This window comes from Amycolatopsis mongoliensis (assembly GCF_030285665.1).
Classification (GTDB): domain Bacteria; phylum Actinomycetota; class Actinomycetes; order Mycobacteriales; family Pseudonocardiaceae; genus Amycolatopsis; species Amycolatopsis mongoliensis.
In genome coordinates, this window is record NZ_CP127295.1 from 6,464,429 (window position 1) to 6,482,501 (window position 18,073).

Here is an 18,073-nt window from a genome sequence, read left to right on the forward strand (position 1 = left end):
TGCCGCGGCGTCAGCCGAGCGGGTCGCCGCCCGGGGACGGGGCGCCGAGCATCCGGGCGGCGAGCTCGGCGTAGGACTCACCGAGTGCCTCGGGCGAGTCCGCGCCGTCGAGGCGGTACCAGCGCACGAGGTCGATGCCGAGCGACAGGATCGCGCGCACCGCCCGGTCGACGTCGGGCACGTCGAAGACGCCTTCCCGGACTCCGCGTTCGACAGCGGCCTGCACCGTCGCGGAAAACTGCTGCCGCAGCCGGAGAACCTCGTCGAAGTGCGCCGGCTCGAGCGCCGCCAGTTCGTACTGGCAGACCCTCGCCACGGTGTGGTGGCGAGCGTGCCACGACACGTGCCCGGCCACCAGCCGCCGGACGTGGCGCCGGGGGTCGCCGTCGTCGTGCTGGGCCGCCAGCGCCGCGAGGGCGCGCTCGTGGCCGGTCCGTGCGATGTGGAACAGCACGGCCTCCTTCGAGGCGAAGTGCACGTACAGCGAACCGGGACTGAGGCCGACGACGGCGGTGATGTCGCGGGTGGTGGTGGCGTGGAAACCCTTGCGGGCGAAGCACTGCACGGCCGAGGACAGCAGCGCGCGGGCCACCGGGGAGGTGTGTTCTCCCCAGAACTCGCCGGGGACCGTTTCGGGCCCGAGGTTGGTCGTGAGCTCCATCGCGGCCGTCGACGGGTACCTTCCGCCGCCGCGACGGCGTTCTTTCGCCGGCATCGCCGATCTCCCCTCCGCACGGGCCGGGCGCGTCGGTTGGACTTGACACGTCCGGGCCTCGTGGTCATGGTAACTGTGCGCTCAGTTAGCTGGCGCGAAGACCCTGCGGAACTGTCGACGAGGACGTAAGGAGGGTCGCGATGGGACGAGGACAGCCCGCGACCGGGCAGCCGGCCGTCGTGCTCGAAGGCTTCTCCTACCTCGAGTGCCCGAGGTGGCACGAAGGCCGGCTGTGGGTGTCGGACTTCTACACCGAGCGGGTCGTGGCGGTCGACAGCCGAGGCGGCACCGAGGTCGTCGCCGAGGTCCCCGGGCAGCCGTCGGGCCTCGGGTTCCTCCCCGACGGGCGCCTGCTCGTCGTGTCGATGCGCGACCACCGCGTCCTCGTGCGCGAGCGGTCGGGGCGGCTGGCGGAGCACGCCGACCTGTCCGGTGTGGTGTCCGGGGTGCTCAACGACATGGTCGTCGACGACCGCGGACGCGCCTGGGTGGGCAACTTCGGGTTCGACCTCATGGGCGGCGCTCCGCTGCGCTACACCACGCTCACCCGCGTCGACCCGGACGGGAGCGTCGCCGTCGCCGCCGAGGACCTCGGGTTCCCCAACGGCATGGTGATCCTGCCCGGCGGTGTGCTGGTCGTCGCCGAGACCTTCGCCGGGCGGCTGACCGCCTTCGACATCGGCGAGGACGGCGAACTGAGCGGGCGGCGCGTGTGGGCGCAGTTCGGGCAGACCCCGCAGACCGACGACGTCGAAGCAGCGGTGCAGCGCCTCGAAGTGGCCCCCGACGGCATCTGCGCCGACGCCGAAGGCGCGATCTGGGTGGCCGACGCCGTCCACAACCGCGTCATCCGGGTTCAGGAGGGCGGCCGGATCCTCGACGAGATCGACGCCGGCACCGGAGTCTTCGCCTGCATGCTCGGCGGCGGCGACGGACGGACGCTGTTCCTTTGCGCGGCACCGTCCTTCGCCGAGCACGAACGCCGTCCGGTCCGGGAGGCCCAGCTTCTCGCGGTCGGAGTCGAGGTCCCGCACGCCGGGCTGCCCTGAGCCGATCGCCGAGTGGAATGGAGGGCCCCATGGAGGTTTCCTGCGCTTTCCCGACCGCACTGGATTCACCGGACAACATAGTCATGGCCGAAGAACTGGGCTACCGGCGGGCGTGGGTCTACGACACCCCTCAGCAGAGCCCCGACGTGTGGATGACCCTCGCGCTGGCCGCCGAGCGGACCGAGCGGATCGGGCTCGCCCCCGGCGTGCTGGTGCCCAGCCTGCGGCACCCGATGGTCAACGCCGCGGCGACCGCCACCCTCGCCGCGCTGGCGCCCGGCCGCGTCGCGGTTTCCTTCGGCACCGGGTTCACCGGCCGCCGCGCCATGGGGTACCGCGCGATCACCTGGTCCTACATGGAGTCCTACATCCGGGCCTATCGCGGTCTCCTGCAGGGCCGGGTCGTCGAATGGGAAGGGGCGCAGATGCAGATGCTGCACCCCGGCGGGCACGCTCCCACTCGGCCGGTCGACGTCCCGATCCTGATCGGGGCGCTGGGGCCGAAGGGGCACCGGGTGGCCAAGGAACTCGGCGACGGGCTGTACGTCACGTTGCAGCTGCCCGAATTCGCGAGCGAGTACTCGTGGGTGCCCTACCTCGTGTGGGGCACGGTGTTCGACGAGGGAGAGCGCACCGACACCGAGCACGCACGCCAGGCCGCCGGGCCCGGCTGGGCGCTGGCTTACCACGGCGCGTACGAGTTCGGCGGCGCGTCCGCCGTGCGCGCACTCCCGGGCGGCCCGGAGTGGTTGGACGTGGTGGAGCGGACACCGCCGGAGCGGCGGCACCTCGCGGTCCACTCCGGACACTGCGTGGAGCTGGGGGAGGCCGACCAGGCGGCGTGGAAAGCCGGCGGCCACACGATGGTGCCGGACGTGACGATGAGCGGGACGCCCGCCCGGATCCGGCAGCGGCTGGCCGAGGCCGCCGCCCGGGGAGTCACCGAGATCGTGTTCCAGCCCTGCGGGCCCGACATCCGGGCCGAGCTCGAGAGGTTCCTCGACGCCGCGACCACCTGACGCGGCCCGGGCGGGACTCGCGTCCGGTCAGCTCCGGGCGCCGGTTCCCCGGACGGGCCGGACGATCCTGACCACCACGGCGAGCGCCAGCGCCGCGCCGCCGACGGCGAGCAACGCGGGGGAAAGCCCGCCGGCCGCCCCGGTCAGGGCGAGCACGAGCAGCGGGCCGGCGAACTGGCCGATGAACAGGGCCGAGGTCCAGATCCCGGTGCCGCGGCCGCGCTGGGCGAAGGTCAGCTCGCCCAGCGCCCAGGTGAGCAGGGCGGGCAGCATCAGCCCGTTGCCGAGGCCGGTCACGACCGCGCCGAGCACCACCACGGGCACCGAGGGAGCCAGGGCGAGGCCGAGGATGCCGAGTCCGCACAGGACGAACGCCGCCGGGATCGTGCCGGCCGGGCCCAGCCGGCTGACGCGGGGGAACAGGGCGGCCGCGACGGCGGTCGCCAGCGAACCGACGGCACTGACCAGCCCGATCGTGGCGGTCGAGGTGACGCCGATGCCGTCGAGCACATAGGACAGTTCGACGATGAGAACGTAGAAGACGAGCCCGCCGGCGAGGGTGACGGCGACCGGGACCAGCAGCCCCCGCCACGGCAGCGGCGGGAGCTTCTCCCGGGTCCGCTGCGGGGGCTGCCAGACCACCCGGGCCGCGGCGAACGCGAGCGGCAGGCTGACCGCGTAGAGCCAGAACGGCGTGCGCCAGCCCCACGAGCCGAGCAGGCCGCCGACGGCGAAGAAGACGGTTGCGGCGACGGTGGTGCAGACGGTCTGCAGGCCGAAGTACCGCTCCCGCCGCGGCCCCTGGAAGTAGTCGGCGAGCAGGGTCGTGCAGCAGGTCATGATCGCGGCCTCGGTGAGGCCGACGAGGACCCGGCCGGCGACGATCAGCGGCAGGGACGACAGCCACAGCGGTGCGGTGCCGACGAACGCGTACACCACGAGTGCGCCCACCAGCAGCCGTTTGCGGCCGAGCCGGTCGACGATGCGGCCGGTGATCGACGCGGTCAGCCCGATGACCAGGGCCGGCACGGTCAGCACCGTCGGGGTGAGGGTGGCGACGCCCGGCGTCCCGGCGAAGGCGTCCTGGATGCGGGGCAGCACCGGCGCGAGCAGCACGGCGCCGAGCACGGACAGGCAGCTGGCGAGGAGCAGCACGGCGGCCTGGGCGGGCCCCGCCGGCCGCCCCGTCGCGGGGTCGGCGGCGAGCGGGGGAGCGGAGACGGACTGATCGGACACGGGCAGCTCCGGGAAGGCACCGAGCCGGTCCTCGGCGACCGGCGTGTGCGTCGAAGTGTCGGCGCCGCACGCCGGTGAGCGGAAATCACTTCTGCCGAAGCGGCTCATCCACGCCGTCGATGCCGGTCACGGCGGCCGCCGCGCGCAGGACGACGTCCCGCAGGTAGCGGTGCTCGGGGTCGTCCTCGTACATCGGGTGCCACCACATCGCCTCGACGAGCGGGGCGGCCTCGAACGGGCACGGCAGGGCCCGCACCCCGAGTTCGGCGGGAACCCGATCGGCCATCCGCCGCTGGAGCAGCGCCACGCGGTTCGTGCCGGCGACGAGCCCGGGCACCGTCAGGAACGTCTCCGTGACCACCTGCACGTGCGGCTCGATCCCGAGCATCCGCATCTGCCGCGCGGCCGGCGTGGACGCGGTGGGCCCGTGGTAGGTCACCACCCACGGCATCGTCTCCAGCTGACCGACCGTCAGCGACTCCCCGACGGCCGTGTTGCCCGCCGCGACCAGGCACACCCACTCGTCCCGGTAGAGGTCCTGGTGTGGCAGGTCGTCGACGAACCCGTGCGGGATCACCAGCAGGTCGGTGTGGACGAGCTCGTGGACGGCCGCGTCGACCATCTTCGGCGTGTTCGCGGGGAACCGCAGCCGGGTGCCCGGCGCCTCCTCGGCGAGCCGGGCCGCGATGCCGGGGCCGAGGACGGCCACGCCGTAGTCGCTCATCAGCATCGAGAACTCCCGCGTGGACGACGCGGGGTCGAAGTCGGGTTCCGCCGCGAAGACCCGTTCGGCGCCGGACAGTGCGACCCGCACGCGTTCCTTGAGCTGCACGGCCAGCGGCGTGAGCCGGTACTGGTTCCCCGCCCTGGCGAGCAGGTCGTCGTGGAAGTGCCGGCGCAACCGCCCGAGCTGCGCCGAAACCGCGGGCTGGCTGAGCCCCATCCGCTCGGCCGCGCGCGTCACGCTGCGCTCCTGCAGCAGGGCGTCCAGCGCCACCAGCAGGTTCAGGTCGAGCCGTGCGAGGTTCACAGCCGACCACGGTATCAACGCGGCTGATGATCAGCAGTGCCGTTTTCGCCTTCCTCGATACCGATCTCGAGAGCGCGACGGAGGTCCCGGTGTCCGGTGTCGTTCGGCCCTGCCGGGGACAGGACGGGTTCGTCACGGTGAGAACCGGGCGACCAGGACGGGCAGCGTTCAGGGCTGTCCACGGTCACCTTCACGGCTGTCAGGTGAGGAGACCGAACGTGAGTACCGACGATTCCGGCACGCCTCGGATCATCCAGGGCGGCATGGGGGTGGCGATCTCGTCCTGGCCGCTGGCCAGGGCGGTGTCCCGGACCGGCCAGCTGGGGGTCGTGTCGGGCACGGCTCTCGAGATCGTGTGCGCGCGCCGGCTGCAGCAAGGCGATCCCGGCGGCCACGTCCGCCGTGCGCTGGAGCGGTTCCCGCTGCCGGGAGCCGCCGAGCGGATCCTGCGCACCTTCTACGTGCCGGCCGGCAAGGCCCCGGCGGCCGGGTACCGCCCGGTGCCGCGGTTCACCCTGAACCCGGCGAACGCGCTGCGGGAGCTGACCGTCGCGGCGAACTTCGTCGAGGTGTTCCTGGCCAAGGAGAACCACGACGGGCTGATCGGGATCAACTACCTGCGCAAGATCGAACTGCCGATCCCGTTCGCCTGCTACGGCGCGATGCTCGCGGGGGTCGACCACGTGCTGATGGGGGCCGGCAACCCCGCCGACCTGCCCCTGATCCTGAGCCGCCTGGCCCGCCACGAGCCGGTCTCGCTGCCGGTCCGGGTCCAGGGCGCCACCTCGGCCGACGGTGACTTCGCCGTCCACTTCGACCCGCGTGACCTGGCCATCGAAGACCGGCCGGAACTGCGCCGGCCCCGCTTCGACGCGATCGTGGCCTCGGTCGACCTCGCCACCGGGCTGGCCGGCGATCCCGCCACCCGGCCGGACGGATTCGTGGTCGAGGGCTACACCGCCGGCGGTCACAACGCGCCGCCCCGCGGACCACGTCGACTCGACGAGTTGGGGCAACCGCGCTACGACGACCGGGACGTCGTGGAGCCGCGGGAGATGGCCGGCATCGGCCTGCCGTTCTGGATGGCGGGTTCGTACGGCACTCCGGCCGGCCTCGCCCGTGCGGTGGCCGGCGGCGCGGCCGGTGTGCAGGTCGGCACCGCGTTCGCCCTGTGCCGTGAGTCGGGCATGGACGACGACTACAAGTACCGCCTGCTCGAGCAGGCGGCCCGGGGACAGGTCGACGTCCGCACCGACGGCCGCGATTCACCGACCGGTTTCCCGTTCAAGGTCGCGCAGTTGGCGGGCACCCTCTCCGACGAGCAGGTCTATGCCGACCGGCAGCGTGTCTGCGATCTCGGCGTGCTGCGTTCCGCCTACCGCAAGCCCGACGGCACGATCGGCTACCGGTGCCCGTCCGAACCGACGGCGGTCTACGAACGCCACGGCGGACGACTGGCGAACACCGTCGGCCGGCGCTGCCTGTGCAACGCGCTGCTGGCCACCGCCGGCTTCGCCCAGCAACGTCCCGGTGGCTACCGCGAGCCCGCGATCGTCACGACGGGCGTCGACTACACGGCGGTTCGAGACCTCCTCGCCCGCGTGCCCGCCGGCGAACGCACCTACACCGCCCAGGACGTCGTCACCTACCTGCTCGGCGACTGAGCGCGCGGCTCATGCGGTGATCGGGGCCGCGCCCGGCCCGACCACCGTCAGCCGAACGCGACCCCGAGTCAGTGTCCACAGTGGCCGTCCGATGAGGACAGCGCTCAGTCGGTGATGTACCACTTGCCGTCGCGGAGTTCCAGGACGGCGTCGCCCAGGTCGCTTTCGGTGAACTTGACGGCGGCCCGGACCGCCTTGGCGGGGATCTCGACCTTCGTCGGGCCCTCGGTGACGCGACCCCGGTCCACGGTCGCGCTCAGCAGTGCTTTCCGCTCCCCGGCGGAGAACATCCGGAACGAGATCGGGAGTGTCTTCTCGCACGGCCCGAAGCCTTCGTCTTCCGCCTTCTTGGCGGCGGGCGCGGCGATCTCGCAGGCCGTCGTGACGTCTTCTTCGCCCACCGCGTGCAGATAGGTCTCGTACCGTTCGACCGCCCCGGCGGCCTGCTTCACCGGGGTGGACCGGGGCGTGGCCGGGGGTTGCTCTGTCGTCGTGGGGGACGGCGACGGCGCGGCGGAGGTCGGTGCCGCGGCGGTGCTCGACGACGCCGGTGCCGCCGCGTCGCTTCCCCCACCCGAACAGCCGGCGATCAGCAGGACCGCGCCCGTGGCCAGGAACGGTAGTGCGCGAGCGGACATGGAACACCCTTCGATCGGGAAACGGCCGCAGCATAAGCGACGGCGAGCGGGGCGGTGGACCGAACCGCGGACCCCGGGCCGGATTGGCCGGAACCGGCCACTGTCCGCGAATCGGCCACTCCACATTTGTCCACAGTGGCCTGATGTGACGTCGTGAACAGGAAACAGTGACACTTTTGTGTGAACTGCTACGCGCATGGTCGCCCCTCCGTTAAGGTGCAGCCCGTGGTCCCGATCGGGGCGAAAACCACTCGGGGGAAGGTGCAGGCGAATGCGGCGAACTCTGGTCATCGTGACGTGCCTGGCGGTCACGGCCGCCGGCTGCGGCGGGACCGACGGCCATCCGATGCCGGCGTCGAGCGGAACGGGGTCCGCCGCGCAGCCGCCGACGTCCGCCGAGCCCGCGGCCGAGACCGCCGACCCGCCCACGGCCTTCGACGCCGGCGCCGCCGTCGCACTGCCCGACGGTGCGTTGCGCGCCAACGCAGCCGGGAACGTCACCTCGACGTTCCTCACCTTGCGCGACCGCACCGGCTACGTCGTCACCCCCACCTCGATGAACGCGGTGGACGTGCTGACCGGCAAGCAGAAGTGGACCGTCCCGGTCGAGCGTCAACCCGGCGACCCGAACAACCAGAGCGGGCCGTTCGTCAACACCACCGGGCCGCGCCCGCCGGCCGTCGCCGGCGGGCTCGCCGTCGCCGCCGTCCCGGTCGTCATCCCGGAAAAGGGCACCACCCCGGCCGCCATCGCGCTGTCGGTGGTCGCCGCCGACCCGGAGAAGGGCACCAAGACCTGGCAGGCCGACATCCAGGTGTCCGACAGCCAGTACGCCGACGCCGGCAACGCCGTCACCCAGGTCGTCGCCGTCACCGGCAAGGCCGTCATCGCCCGCTACAGCCGCCAGGACGAGGAACACGTGACGGTCGCGCTCGACCCCGCGAGCGGCCGGACCCTCTGGGAGCGCAAGGACTACGACGCCGGCAGCGTCCACGGCGACATCCTCGTCGGCACCGACTACAACGTGGCCGAGAACTCCTCGATGACCCAGGCCACCGCCCTCGACCTGGTCACCGGACAGCAGAAATGGGTCGGTGCCGCGAAGTCCTCCGGCCTCACCCTGATCCCCGCCGACCCGGCGCTGGTCGTGCTCACCCGGACCGACTACGGCAGCGGTGACTCGTCCCTGCTGTTCCTCGACCCCGCCACCGGCGCGGAGAAGCTGAAGCTCGAGGGCGAGAAGGAGTTCGGCAGCCTGCCCTACGGCGACTGCTTCTACGACGAGCAGTCCGTGCTCGTGTGCCAGTCGAGCGGCGTGCTGACCGGCTACGACGCCAAGACCGCCGGGAAACTCTGGGCCCTGCCCGACCAGGCGAGCAACCGGGTGGCCCCCGTCCTCACCGCCGTGTGGCACGGCGCCCTCTACGGCGTCACCCAAGGGGGCCGGCCGATCGTGCTGGACGCCAAGACGGGCAAGGACCTGTCGGTGGACGACGTCGGTGCGGCCCCGGTCCTGGTCAGCAAGTACGCCGGGATCACCGTCGACAAGCAGCGCGGCATGCCCGTGGCGTACCCGGTCAAGAAGTGATCGAACGCCGAGCGGGGGGTGTGCTTCGCCCGCGACGGCGAGACCGCGGCGCCGGCCGCGCCGGCTCGTTCGGATCCACAGCCCGAAGACGAAAGTCACGACTCCGGAGGTCCTCCGCGAGACACGGCGAGGGGAAAGCAGCGGGGATGAACGACACCTGGCACGTGCCCGGGTACGCCGAAGTGGACGTGCTCGGCACCGGCGGATTCGGGCGGGTCGTGCTGGCCAAGCACGAGGCCTCGGGGAAGATGGCGGCGATCAAGTACCTGCGCGCCGACTTCCTCGGCGACGCGCGGATCGTGGACGGCTTCCGGCGGGAGGCGTGGCTGCTGTCCGGCGTGCGGAGCCGGCACGTGGTCCGGCTTTTCGACTTCGTCGAGACGCCGCAGGGTGCCGCGCTGGTCATGGAGGCGGTGCCCGGCGTGTCGCTGCGCGCGTTGCTGGTGGCGGAGAACGTCCTGGCACCCGAGGCGGCGCTGGCGATCCTGAAGGGCTCACTGCTCGGCCTCGCCGACGCGCACGCGGTCGGCGTGGTCCACCGGGACTACAAGCCGGGGAACGTGCTGGTGTCGCGGGAGGGCGAGTCGAAGCTGGTCGACTTCGGACTGGCCACTTTGGACGGACACAACGGACTGACCGCCGGTTCCCCGGCCTACATGGCGCCGGAGCAGTGGGCCGGGCGGCCCGGCCTGCCCGCCACCGACGTGTACGCGGCCACGTGCGTGTTCTACCAGTGCATCACCGGGCACCGGCCGTTCGAGGCGGACACGAGCGAGCAGCTGCGCGCCCTGCACGGGGCGGCGCCGGTGCCGCTGGAAGTGGTGCCCGAGGCGCTGCGCCCGCTGATTGCGCGGGGCATGGCGAAGGACCCGGCGTGGCGGCCGGCGACGGCGGACGCCTTCGTGGCCGAACTGGAAGCCGTCGCCCGCGAGGCCTACGGGAAGAACTGGGAGAAGCGCGGCTGGAAGCGGCTGGCCACCTCGGCCGCGGCGCTGACGGCGCTGACCCCGCTGGCGCTCCTGACGGCCGCCGGCACCGCGGCCGCGCCGGTCGCGGCGGCCGGCGCCGGGGCCGGCGTGACGGCCGCGGGCACCGGGACGGGGGTGACCGCGGCGATGGTGGGCAAGGTCGCCGCCGCGGTCGCGATCGCCGGCGGGCTGGTCGCCGGCGGGCTGGTGGTCTTCCAGGGCGGGGACGACCCGCCCGCCCCGCCCGCGGCGCTGTCGGTCGCCGTGCAGACCCTGTCCGGACGGGACCAGGCGCTGCCGGTCAGCTACGAACTCCAGTACCCGCAGGTCTCCGGCGGTCCGGACGCGGCGGTCCGGCAGCGGATCAACGACGCGCTGCGGGCGCCGGTCGACAAACGGCTGAAGTCGGTGCGGGACACGGTCGCCGACCCGAGCACGCTCGAGCAGATCCGGCAGGAGGGCGAAACACCCGCGATGCACACGTCCGCACGGGTCCTGCTGCAGACGCCGCGTCTGCTTTCCGTGCGGTACGAGCACGGCCTCGACTCGGACGTGCTGGGGCACACCACCTGGCGGTTCCCCGAAGCGCTCTCCGTCGACCTCACCACGGGGCAGGTGCTGGGCCCCGCCGACGTGTTCCGGCCCGAGGTCCTGACGGCCGCCGGCATGCGGACGCTGACCCGGCGGCTGGCGCCGCACACGAAGAACGGTTTCTGCACCGTGCCCACGGTCGTCGGGTACCCGGAGCGACAGGTCAGCATGGACGCCGCGGAGCGGCCCGGCGGCGGCGAGCACGTGCCGGCCGCGACGTTCGGGGTCACCGGCACCGGGGCCGAGTTCGAGATCCTGTGGTACGACCTGGGCTGCGCCTCGGCGGCGGGCAACGAGACCGTGGCGCTGCCGTACGGCGAACTCGACGACCTGCTGCAGCCGAAGTTCCTGACGATGCTGGGCCGGGCGGCGCCGCCGGCCACCTCTCCGGCACCACCACCGTCGACCTCGGGGCAGGGAGGCACGTACACGAACTCCCGCTTCGGGTTCACCACGCAGGTGCCGCCGGGCTACACCGCGTCGTCGTGGACCCCGGAGAACGGCGAGGGGATGCGGTTCACCAACGCCGATCTCGACGCGACGATGACGGTGTGGGGAACCAATTCGGGAGGCCGCCGCCCGGCGGATCAGCTGGCCCAGCTGGTCGCTTCGGTGGAAGGGGACGGCGGCCGGGTGACTTTGCGCTCCGCCGACGCCGACGGGTACACGGCTTCCGGCTACCAGGGCGACGGCCGGATCTTCTACGAGCACGAGTCCATCGGGACCGGTTCGACGGCCGGGCTGCGCTGGGTCTACCCGGCCGCCCACAAGGCGGAGCTCGACAAGCCCGTCACCGATACGGTGAAAGCCTTCCGGCCCGGGGATCTCTCCCGGCCGCACTGACCGCGCCCGGCCGGCGTGACCGGCTTCAGCGGGACCGGCCGCCGCGGGCAACGGGACGGGCCGGACAGTGTCCATGGTCCCCCGCCGGCCGTGACCCAGGACCCTAGGGCGAGGGGCCTTCCCGGCGCAGCCTGGAGCGGTGACCCCTGCCTTGCTCGTCGACGGCCTGTCCAAGCGCTATGGACGGGTCCTCGCCGTGGACGGGGTCGGCTTCGAGGTCGCCGAGGGCGAGATCTTCGGCCTGGTCGGGCCGAACGGCTCCGGGAAGACGACGACCGCGGAGTGCGTGCAGGGCCTGCGCCGCCCGGACTCGGGCCGGGTGCGGATCTTCGGTGTCGACCCGCACGACCAGCCCGGCCGGATGGCCCGGCTGGTGGGTACGCAGCTGCAGGACTCCACGTTGCCGGACCGGATCCGGGTCGGGGAAGCACTGCACCTGTTCGCTTCGCTCGCCCCCGAACCGGTCGACGAAACCGAACTCCTGGAGCAGTGGGGGCTGGCGGACAAGCGGCGGGCCTCCTTCGCGAGCCTGTCCGGCGGCCAGAAGCAGCGCTTGTTCGTGGCGTTGGCGCTGGTGACCCGCCCGCGGCTGGTCTTCCTCGACGAAATGACCACCGGGCTGGATCCCGGAGCGCGGCGTGAGGCGTGGCGGCTGATCGGGCAGGCCCGCCGGAAGGGGGCGACGATCGTGCTGGTCACGCACTTCATGGACGAAGTCGAGCGGTTGTGCGACCGGGTGGCCGTGCTGGTCGACGGGCGGGTGATCGACATCGATACGCCTGCCGGCCTGATCACGCGGCACGGCGGCGGGATCTCGGTGCGATTCCCGGTGCCGAAGCCGGCCGGGCTCGACGCGCTGCGGCGGTTGCCGGGCGTCAGCGGGGTGTCCGTGGGAGACGGGCTCGTGGAGGTGCGGGGAACCGGCCGGTCGTTGACCGCGCTCGGGCACTTCCTGTCCACGCACGGGGCGGCCGACGCGGAGCTGCAGGTACGGCAGCCCGGCCTCGAGGACGTCTACCTCGAGCTGGTCGCCGGTGCCAGGAAGGCGCGGGCGTGATGGCCGGCACCCGCACGCTGTCCTGGGTCGAGCTCAAGCTCTTCCTGCGCGAGCCGATCACCGTCGTGTTCACGCTCGCCCTGCCGCCGCTGGTGCTCTACGTGCTGGCCCAGGTGTTCGGCAACGCCCCGGACCCGGCCGGCCGCGTCTACGGCGGCGCCGGCCCGGTCGACTACTACACACCGGCCTACATCGGCCTCGTGATCGTCTCCCTCGGGGTCATCGGGCTCCCGGTGCACCTGGCCTCCTACCGTGAACGCGGGGTGCTGCGCCGGTTCCAGGCGGCCCGCATGCCGGCGTACGCGATCCTCGTCGCGCAGCTGGCCGTGCTGTTCGCCGCGGTGCTGGCCGGCAGCGCGCTGCTGCTGATCCTGGCCCGGCTGAGTTTCCACGTGCACTGGCCGGCCTCCTGGTGGGGCGTGGGCCTCGCGGTCGTCCTCGGCACGCTGACCTTCGCCGCCATCGGCGTGCTGCTCGGCGCGGTCCTGCCCACTGCCCGGGCGGCCCAGGGGATCGGGGTGCTGCTGTGGTTCCTCATGATGATGATCTCCGGTGCCGGCCCGCCGCCCGAGGTGCTCGGCCCGGTGCTGCGCCGCATCGGCGACTTCACGCCGCTGAAGCCGTTGCGGGTGGCGATCCAGGATCCGTGGCTCGGCCACGGCGTGAACTGGACGCAGATGCTGGTCCTGTTCGCCCTTCTCGTCGTCTGCGCCGCCTTGTCGGCCATGGCCCTGCGCCGGCGGGACTAGCGCGATGACCCGGACCAGCAACGCCCCGCCGCCGGCCGTCGACCGCGCGAGTGCCACCGATCGCGCGTTCCTCGCCATGGACACCGCCGACGTGCCGGAGCAGTTCGGCGTGATCCTGCGGTTCGGCCCGGACAGCGGGTTCGACCTGGCGCGGGTCCGGAAGCTGATCGCCGAGCGCGTCCCGGCCGTCCCGCGGCTGCGCCGGCTGCTCGTCCGGACACCGTTCGGGGGTGGTGGGCCGATCTGGGTCGACGACGACGGCTTCGACATCCGCCACCACGTCCGCGCGGTGGAGTGCCCCGCACCGGGGGACGAGCAGGCGCTGCTGGAGACCGCCGTGTCGCTGGTCGAAACGCCGCTGCGGCGGGACGCGCCGTTGTGGTCGGTGGTGCTGGTGACCGGTCTGGCCGGCGGGGAAGCCGCGGTGGTGATCGTGCTGCACCACGTCCTCGCGGACGGCGTCGGTGGTCTCGCGGTCCTGGGCACCCTGGTGGACGGGGGCGCCGGGGCACCCGGGATGCCCTTTCCGCGGCCCCGGCCCACAGCAGGAGCCCTGGTCCGAGAGGCTTTCCTGGGCAGGCTGCGCGCCCTGCGCCGGGGCCGGCAGGCCGTCCGGGCGCTGCGGACCTCCCTGGCCGCCGGCGGTGGTCTGCACCCACCGCGGGCGACCCCGTGCTCGCTGGTCCGGCCGACCGGGCGGCACCATCGGCTGGCGGTCGTCCGGGCCGACCTCGGGACCCTCAGGTCGGCCGCGCACCGGCTCGGCGCGTCGGCGAACGACGCCGTCCTGGTCGCGGTGGCCGGAGCGCTGCACCGGCTGCTGGCGGCGAGAGGCGAGCTCGTCGACACGTTCGTGATCACCGTGCCGGTGTCGGGCCGCCGCGCGGACAGCGGTGCCGCGCTCGGCAACATGGTCAGCCCGATGCTCGTGGCGGTCCCCGGCACCGGCGACGTGGCCGGGCGGCTCCAGCGGGTCGCGGCCGAGGTCCGGGCGAACAAGGCGGCCGCGACCGGGCCGCCCCCGATCGCCGTGCTGGGTGCGGGGTTCCGGTTGCTGGCGGCACTCGGCGGCTACCGGTGGTACATGAACCACCAGCGCCGGATGCACACGCTGGTCAGCCACGTGCGCGGGCCCGCCGTGCCGGTCACCTTCGGGGGCGTCCCGATCGCTTCGGCGATCCCGGTCGGGGTGGGCGACGGCGGGAACATGACGGTCTTCTTCGAGGTGCTCTCCTACGCCGGCACGCTGGCCGTTTCGGTGGTCGCGGACCGGGACCACTTCCCGGACCTCGGCACGCTGGCCGACGGCCTGCGCGCCGAACTGGCCCTGGTGGCCGGTGCGGACCAGGCGTAGCCGGCGACGCTCTTTCGGCCCTGTTCCCGCGGACCTAAGCCTCTGCCGGCGACGGGGTGCCGGCCGGATCATCGTGGCGGGGGAGCGGAGGTCACGGTGGCTGTCAAGGCACTCGTCCGGCTGGTGACTCTCGTGCGCGCCGGTATCCGTTCCGCCCGCCGAGCCCGGGGTTCCCGTTCTGACGACGAAAGGTGACGTCATGACCACTTCCACCGACCGCGCGCCCGGACTTGCCGGCGCGGACCTGCTGATCGACCGGTTCCTGCCGGAGTTCGACGTGACGCTGATCGAGCACGTCGTCGTCGAAGCCGAGGTCGGCCGGACCTGGCAGGCTGTCCGTGATCTCGATCTGACGCGGGTGCACACGCCCCTGATGGACGCGGCGATGTTCGTGCGGGGCGTCCCCGCCGGGGTGGCCCGGCGGTTCGGGCGGGCCGGGCCCGCCGAGCAGCCCGCCGAGCTGAAGCTCTTCGGCCCGGGCACCGGACTGCCGGGCTGGCTGTCGCTGGGGGAAGCCCCCGGACAGGAGGTCGTGCTCGGCGCGATCGGGCGGTTCTGGCAACCGGACATCGAGTGGTACGACGTGACGGGGATGACGCCCGAGCAGTTCGCCGGGTTCACCGAGCCGGGCTGGGGCCGGATCGCGGCGGGGTTCTCCCTGCGTCCGTACGGCACCGGCCGCACCCTGGTCTCCTACGAGGCGCGCACCGCCACGGACGACCCCGCCTCGGCGCGCCGGTTCTCGCGCTACTGGTCGTTCGTGCGGCCGTTCGTGCGGATCGTCATGCGGGCCACCCTGGCCAGGATCCGCGAGGACGCCGAATCCGTGGGCGCGAGCCGCACGGAGGAGGCACCGGCGGCGAACCCGATCCACCGGTGGGAACGGTGGCTCTACCGCGGCGGCCGGCCCCATCCGGTGGCCCGGGTGCTGAACCGGGGCGCGGCCCTGGCGTATTCGGCCGGTGTGCTGCCGCACCGGCTGGTCACCCTGGAGGTGCCCGGCCGGCGCTCGGGCAAGCTCGTCACGGTCCCGCTGGTGGTGGCCGACCACGAGGGCGAGCGCTATCTCGTGGCGATGCTCGGCGCGGACGCCCAGTGGGTGCGCAACGTCCGCGCGGCACACGGGGACGTGGTGCTGCGGCACGGGACCGCCGAGGACGTTCACCTCGAAGAGGTGCCCGTGGAGCTGCGCGCACCGGTGCTGCGCCGCTACCTGGCCTGCGCGCCGGGAGGCCGTGCCCACATCCCGGTCGACCGCCGGGCACCGATCGAGGAGTTCGCCCGGATCGCCCCGGACATTCCGGTCTTCCGCGTCGTGGCCCGGCAGGCCGAATCCTGATGAGCCGGACCCGGGCGGCGGGTCCGCCGCGGTCCTGACGGGTGCGGCGGCGGTCGGACGCGACCGCCGCCGGTCACCCGTCGGCGGGTCGCGAACGCGGAGGACCACCCGGCTCCGCTCGCCTCCGTGCCTGCTCGAGCACCTGGCGAGCCCAGTCCCGGATGGCGTCCCAGTCCCGCATGTCCCGTCGTTCCCGCTTCGTCCGCCCCGGTGGATCGACGCCGCCGAACACGGCGACGGCGACCGGGTTCACCCAGCTTCGTTTGGCCAGCGCCCGGTCGAGCTGGGCGCGGGAGCGCCGCCAGGCCTCCTCGTCACCGGTACGCGGCCCCATCCCGAACACCGCGAGCGGCACACCGGCGGTGAGCTCCCGGCGGTGCCGCTTGAGGAACCGGTGGGCGTCGCGGTGCCAGCGTCCGGAGTACAGCGCACCGCCCAGCACGACGAGGTCGCGGCCGGCCGGTGATTCCCGGGCCTGGCTCGCCGGGCGCAGCTCGACGCCTGCGGCGTGTTCGTGAAGTGCCGCGGCGATCGCCTCGGCGACCTCTCGCGTCGAGCCGTTCTTGGTCGCGTACGCCACCAGGACGTCCATGACCCACCTCCGGACACTCGTGGTCGAGGGGGTCCCTCGGTGACCGGCGTGCCGGCCACCGGGGGACCACCGGGTTACTTCGCCCAGCCGAACTGCCAGTAGTACTTCTTGAAGGTGCCGGCGGGGATCGCGAAGACGCCGCCCGAGTTCAGCGGTACGTTCCGCCAGAAGCTCTGGTCGTACGCCAGCCAGCTCCCCGGCAGGCCGTCGACGACCGGGCCGTTGTCCCCCCACGGGTTGCGCAGCACGATGTACTTGGTGCCGTTGACGTACGCCCAGCCCAGGATCGTGTAGGCGTGGTAGGCGTAGATGCCCGTGTCCGAGTAGTCGACCGGGGTCGGCGTCTGGCACCAGGTCCACGCGGTCATCGGGTTGAACGTGCGGCAGGACAGGGAGTGGGAGCGGACGGTGGCCCAGATGTCGTCCGCGCTGACGTCCCCACAGGTCGTGGTCTGCCCCGGCAGGCCGGTCAGTTCCGTGGTCGCGATCACCGGCCAGCCACCGGCGATCGGGCCGTAGTCGGGCTCATCGGTGGCGTCGCCCGTCTTCCACTTGGCGTAGGCCTTCTCGTAGACGGCCGGCCAGATTTCGCCGGGCTCCGAGGACCGGGCGTAGATCCAGGCGTGGCTGCCCTGGACGAGCGGCATCCGCTCCGAAACCTCGATCGCCTTGAGCCCGCCGGAGTAGAAGTCGATGTGGTCGACGAAGTCCTGCTGCTGCGGGCCGGTCACCCGCGGGCGGTTCGCGATGACGTACGGCCGTGCCCACGCGACCGCGGACAGCGCGGCGATGAAGTAGCAGTCGCCCAGCCCGCCTTGGACCGGATCGAAGAACTCGCCCGCTTCTTCGAAGAAATCGCCGGGGTCGGCCCACTCGGCGCCGTCCGGGGTGTAGCCCGGCCGGTCGTCGCGCCGGCCGCCGGCCAGCGCGCCGACGATCCTGGACCGGGCCGCGGGGGAGATCTTCGTCAGCATCTCCTCGACGGGCCCCCGCGCCAGCGAGCTGAAGGTCTTCTCCCGTCCCGTGGCCGCTTCGCGGGTTTCGGCCAGCGCCTCCCGGACGTCCGCGGCCCCGCTGACGAGCATGTTGCCCGGAACCGGCCGGCACAACCGGTCGATCGAGACGCCCAGCGTCTTCGCGACGAACGCTTCGTGGTCCAGGACCGCGGACCATCTCACTTTCCTGCCGAGTGCCAGTTCGGCGAGTGCGTAGGGGTTCGCCAAGCCGACCATGGATTCAGTCATGTCTCGTTCCCCTCTTCCCCTGGTTCGACCGGCTCGGAATGCCGGTCTCTCTTCTTTTTGCGCGCCCGATCCTCAGCCGGGCTCAGGCAGGCGGAGATGTGTCGCTGCGCGCAGGTGGCAAGGGGAGAGCCGTCCGGCCGATGCCGGATCCGGTGCTCTCCCGCAAGCGGACCTTCCACGACGGGGATCGACCGCGGACGGCGAGGCCGCGCTCGCAGCGCTCGCTCCGGCCGCGGGACCGGCGGGAAGATGTCGCCGCTCGAGGGGTCCGGCCCGGCTCGGAATCCGTCCTCGCCAGTACCTCGTCCCCGGGGTTCCCCTCTGGTGGTTTCCTGTCGCCGGCCGCCACGGCCCCTCGCTTCGATGAGATTGGGAGCGCTCCCAGAGTTCGCTGCCA

The 18,073-nt window shown here is 72.8% G+C and carries 15 protein-coding genes; 9 read left to right on the forward strand and 6 right to left on the reverse strand.

Going from position 1 to position 18,073, the window contains the following annotated elements:
• Positions 1-10: 10 nt before the first annotated feature.
• On the reverse strand, positions 11-715 hold the full coding sequence (locus QRX60_RS31130; protein ID WP_285994991.1) for a TetR/AcrR family transcriptional regulator: 705 nt from the start codon (positions 713-715) through the stop codon (positions 11-13).
• 140 nt (positions 716-855) lie between these two features.
• Here QRX60_RS31130 and QRX60_RS31135 point away from each other — a divergent pair, with 140 nt between their 5' ends.
• Together QRX60_RS31135 and QRX60_RS31140 are read left to right on the forward strand one after the other, a co-directional pair.
• On the forward strand, positions 856-1,764 hold the full coding sequence (locus tag QRX60_RS31135) for an SMP-30/gluconolactonase/LRE family protein (RefSeq protein WP_285994992.1): 909 nt from the start codon (positions 856-858) through the stop codon (positions 1,762-1,764).
• Between the two features lie 29 nt (positions 1,765-1,793).
• Positions 1,794-2,783, forward strand: a complete 990-nt coding sequence (locus QRX60_RS31140) for an LLM class flavin-dependent oxidoreductase (protein ID WP_285994993.1) — start codon at positions 1,794-1,796, stop codon at positions 2,781-2,783.
• Between the two features lie 27 nt (positions 2,784-2,810).
• On the opposite strand, the gene QRX60_RS31145 is transcribed toward QRX60_RS31140, so the two are convergent.
• Both QRX60_RS31145 and QRX60_RS31150 read right to left on the reverse strand, forming a co-directional pair.
• Positions 2,811-4,019 carry an MFS transporter gene (locus tag QRX60_RS31145; RefSeq protein ID WP_285994994.1) on the reverse strand — a complete coding sequence of 403 codons (1,209 nt, stop codon included), beginning with the start codon at positions 4,017-4,019 and terminating at the stop codon, positions 2,811-2,813.
• A gap of 85 nt (positions 4,020-4,104) precedes the next feature.
• A complete protein-coding gene (locus tag QRX60_RS31150; RefSeq protein WP_285994995.1) occupies positions 4,105-5,049 on the reverse strand; it encodes a LysR family transcriptional regulator in 945 nt (314 codons plus the stop codon).
• Between the two features lie 218 nt (positions 5,050-5,267).
• Here QRX60_RS31150 and QRX60_RS31155 point away from each other — a divergent pair, with 218 nt between their 5' ends.
• Positions 5,268-6,713 (forward strand): nitronate monooxygenase, encoded by a 1,446-nt coding sequence (locus tag QRX60_RS31155; RefSeq protein ID WP_285994996.1) that lies wholly within the window; start codon positions 5,268-5,270, stop codon positions 6,711-6,713.
• 104 nt (positions 6,714-6,817) lie between these two features.
• Here QRX60_RS31155 and QRX60_RS31160 read toward each other — a convergent pair whose 3' ends face one another.
• Entirely contained in the window at positions 6,818-7,351 is a 534-nt protein-coding gene (locus tag QRX60_RS31160) for a hypothetical protein (protein ID WP_285994997.1), read from the reverse strand.
• A gap of 271 nt (positions 7,352-7,622) precedes the next feature.
• Between QRX60_RS31160 and QRX60_RS31165 the strand changes: the two genes are divergently transcribed.
• The 6 genes from QRX60_RS31165 to QRX60_RS31190 all read left to right on the forward strand — a co-directional run bounded on the left by QRX60_RS31165 (position 7,623) and on the right by QRX60_RS31190 (position 15,840).
• Entirely contained in the window at positions 7,623-8,939 is a 1,317-nt protein-coding gene (locus QRX60_RS31165; protein ID WP_285994998.1) for an outer membrane protein assembly factor BamB family protein, read from the forward strand.
• A 146-nt stretch (positions 8,940-9,085) separates the two neighbouring features.
• Entirely contained in the window at positions 9,086-11,341 is a 2,256-nt protein-coding gene (locus tag QRX60_RS31170; protein WP_285994999.1) for a protein kinase domain-containing protein, read from the forward strand.
• Positions 11,342-11,480: 139 nt separating this feature from the next.
• Positions 11,481-12,398 (forward strand): ABC transporter ATP-binding protein, encoded by a 918-nt coding sequence (locus tag QRX60_RS31175; RefSeq protein ID WP_285995000.1) that lies wholly within the window; start codon positions 11,481-11,483, stop codon positions 12,396-12,398.
• Positions 12,398-13,147: an ABC transporter permease gene (locus tag QRX60_RS31180; RefSeq protein ID WP_285995001.1), complete on the forward strand. Its 750-nt coding sequence runs from the start codon at positions 12,398-12,400 to the stop codon at positions 13,145-13,147. The genes QRX60_RS31175 and QRX60_RS31180 overlap by 1 nt, the downstream gene beginning before the upstream one ends.
• Positions 13,148-13,151: 4 nt before the next feature.
• Entirely contained in the window at positions 13,152-14,501 is a 1,350-nt protein-coding gene (locus tag QRX60_RS31185; RefSeq protein WP_285995002.1) for a wax ester/triacylglycerol synthase domain-containing protein, read from the forward strand.
• Between the two features lie 199 nt (positions 14,502-14,700).
• Positions 14,701-15,840 (forward strand): nitroreductase/quinone reductase family protein, encoded by a 1,140-nt coding sequence (locus QRX60_RS31190; protein WP_285995003.1) that lies wholly within the window; start codon positions 14,701-14,703, stop codon positions 15,838-15,840.
• Positions 15,841-15,913: 73 nt separating this feature from the next.
• Here QRX60_RS31190 and QRX60_RS31195 read toward each other — a convergent pair whose 3' ends face one another.
• Complete coding sequence (locus QRX60_RS31195) at positions 15,914-16,432, reverse strand: flavodoxin domain-containing protein (protein WP_285995004.1); 519 nt, start codon at positions 16,430-16,432, stop codon at positions 15,914-15,916.
• A 74-nt stretch (positions 16,433-16,506) separates the two neighbouring features.
• Entirely contained in the window at positions 16,507-17,676 is a 1,170-nt protein-coding gene (locus tag QRX60_RS31200; RefSeq protein ID WP_285995005.1) for a C2 family cysteine protease, read from the reverse strand.
• Positions 17,677-18,073: the final 397 nt, after the last annotated feature.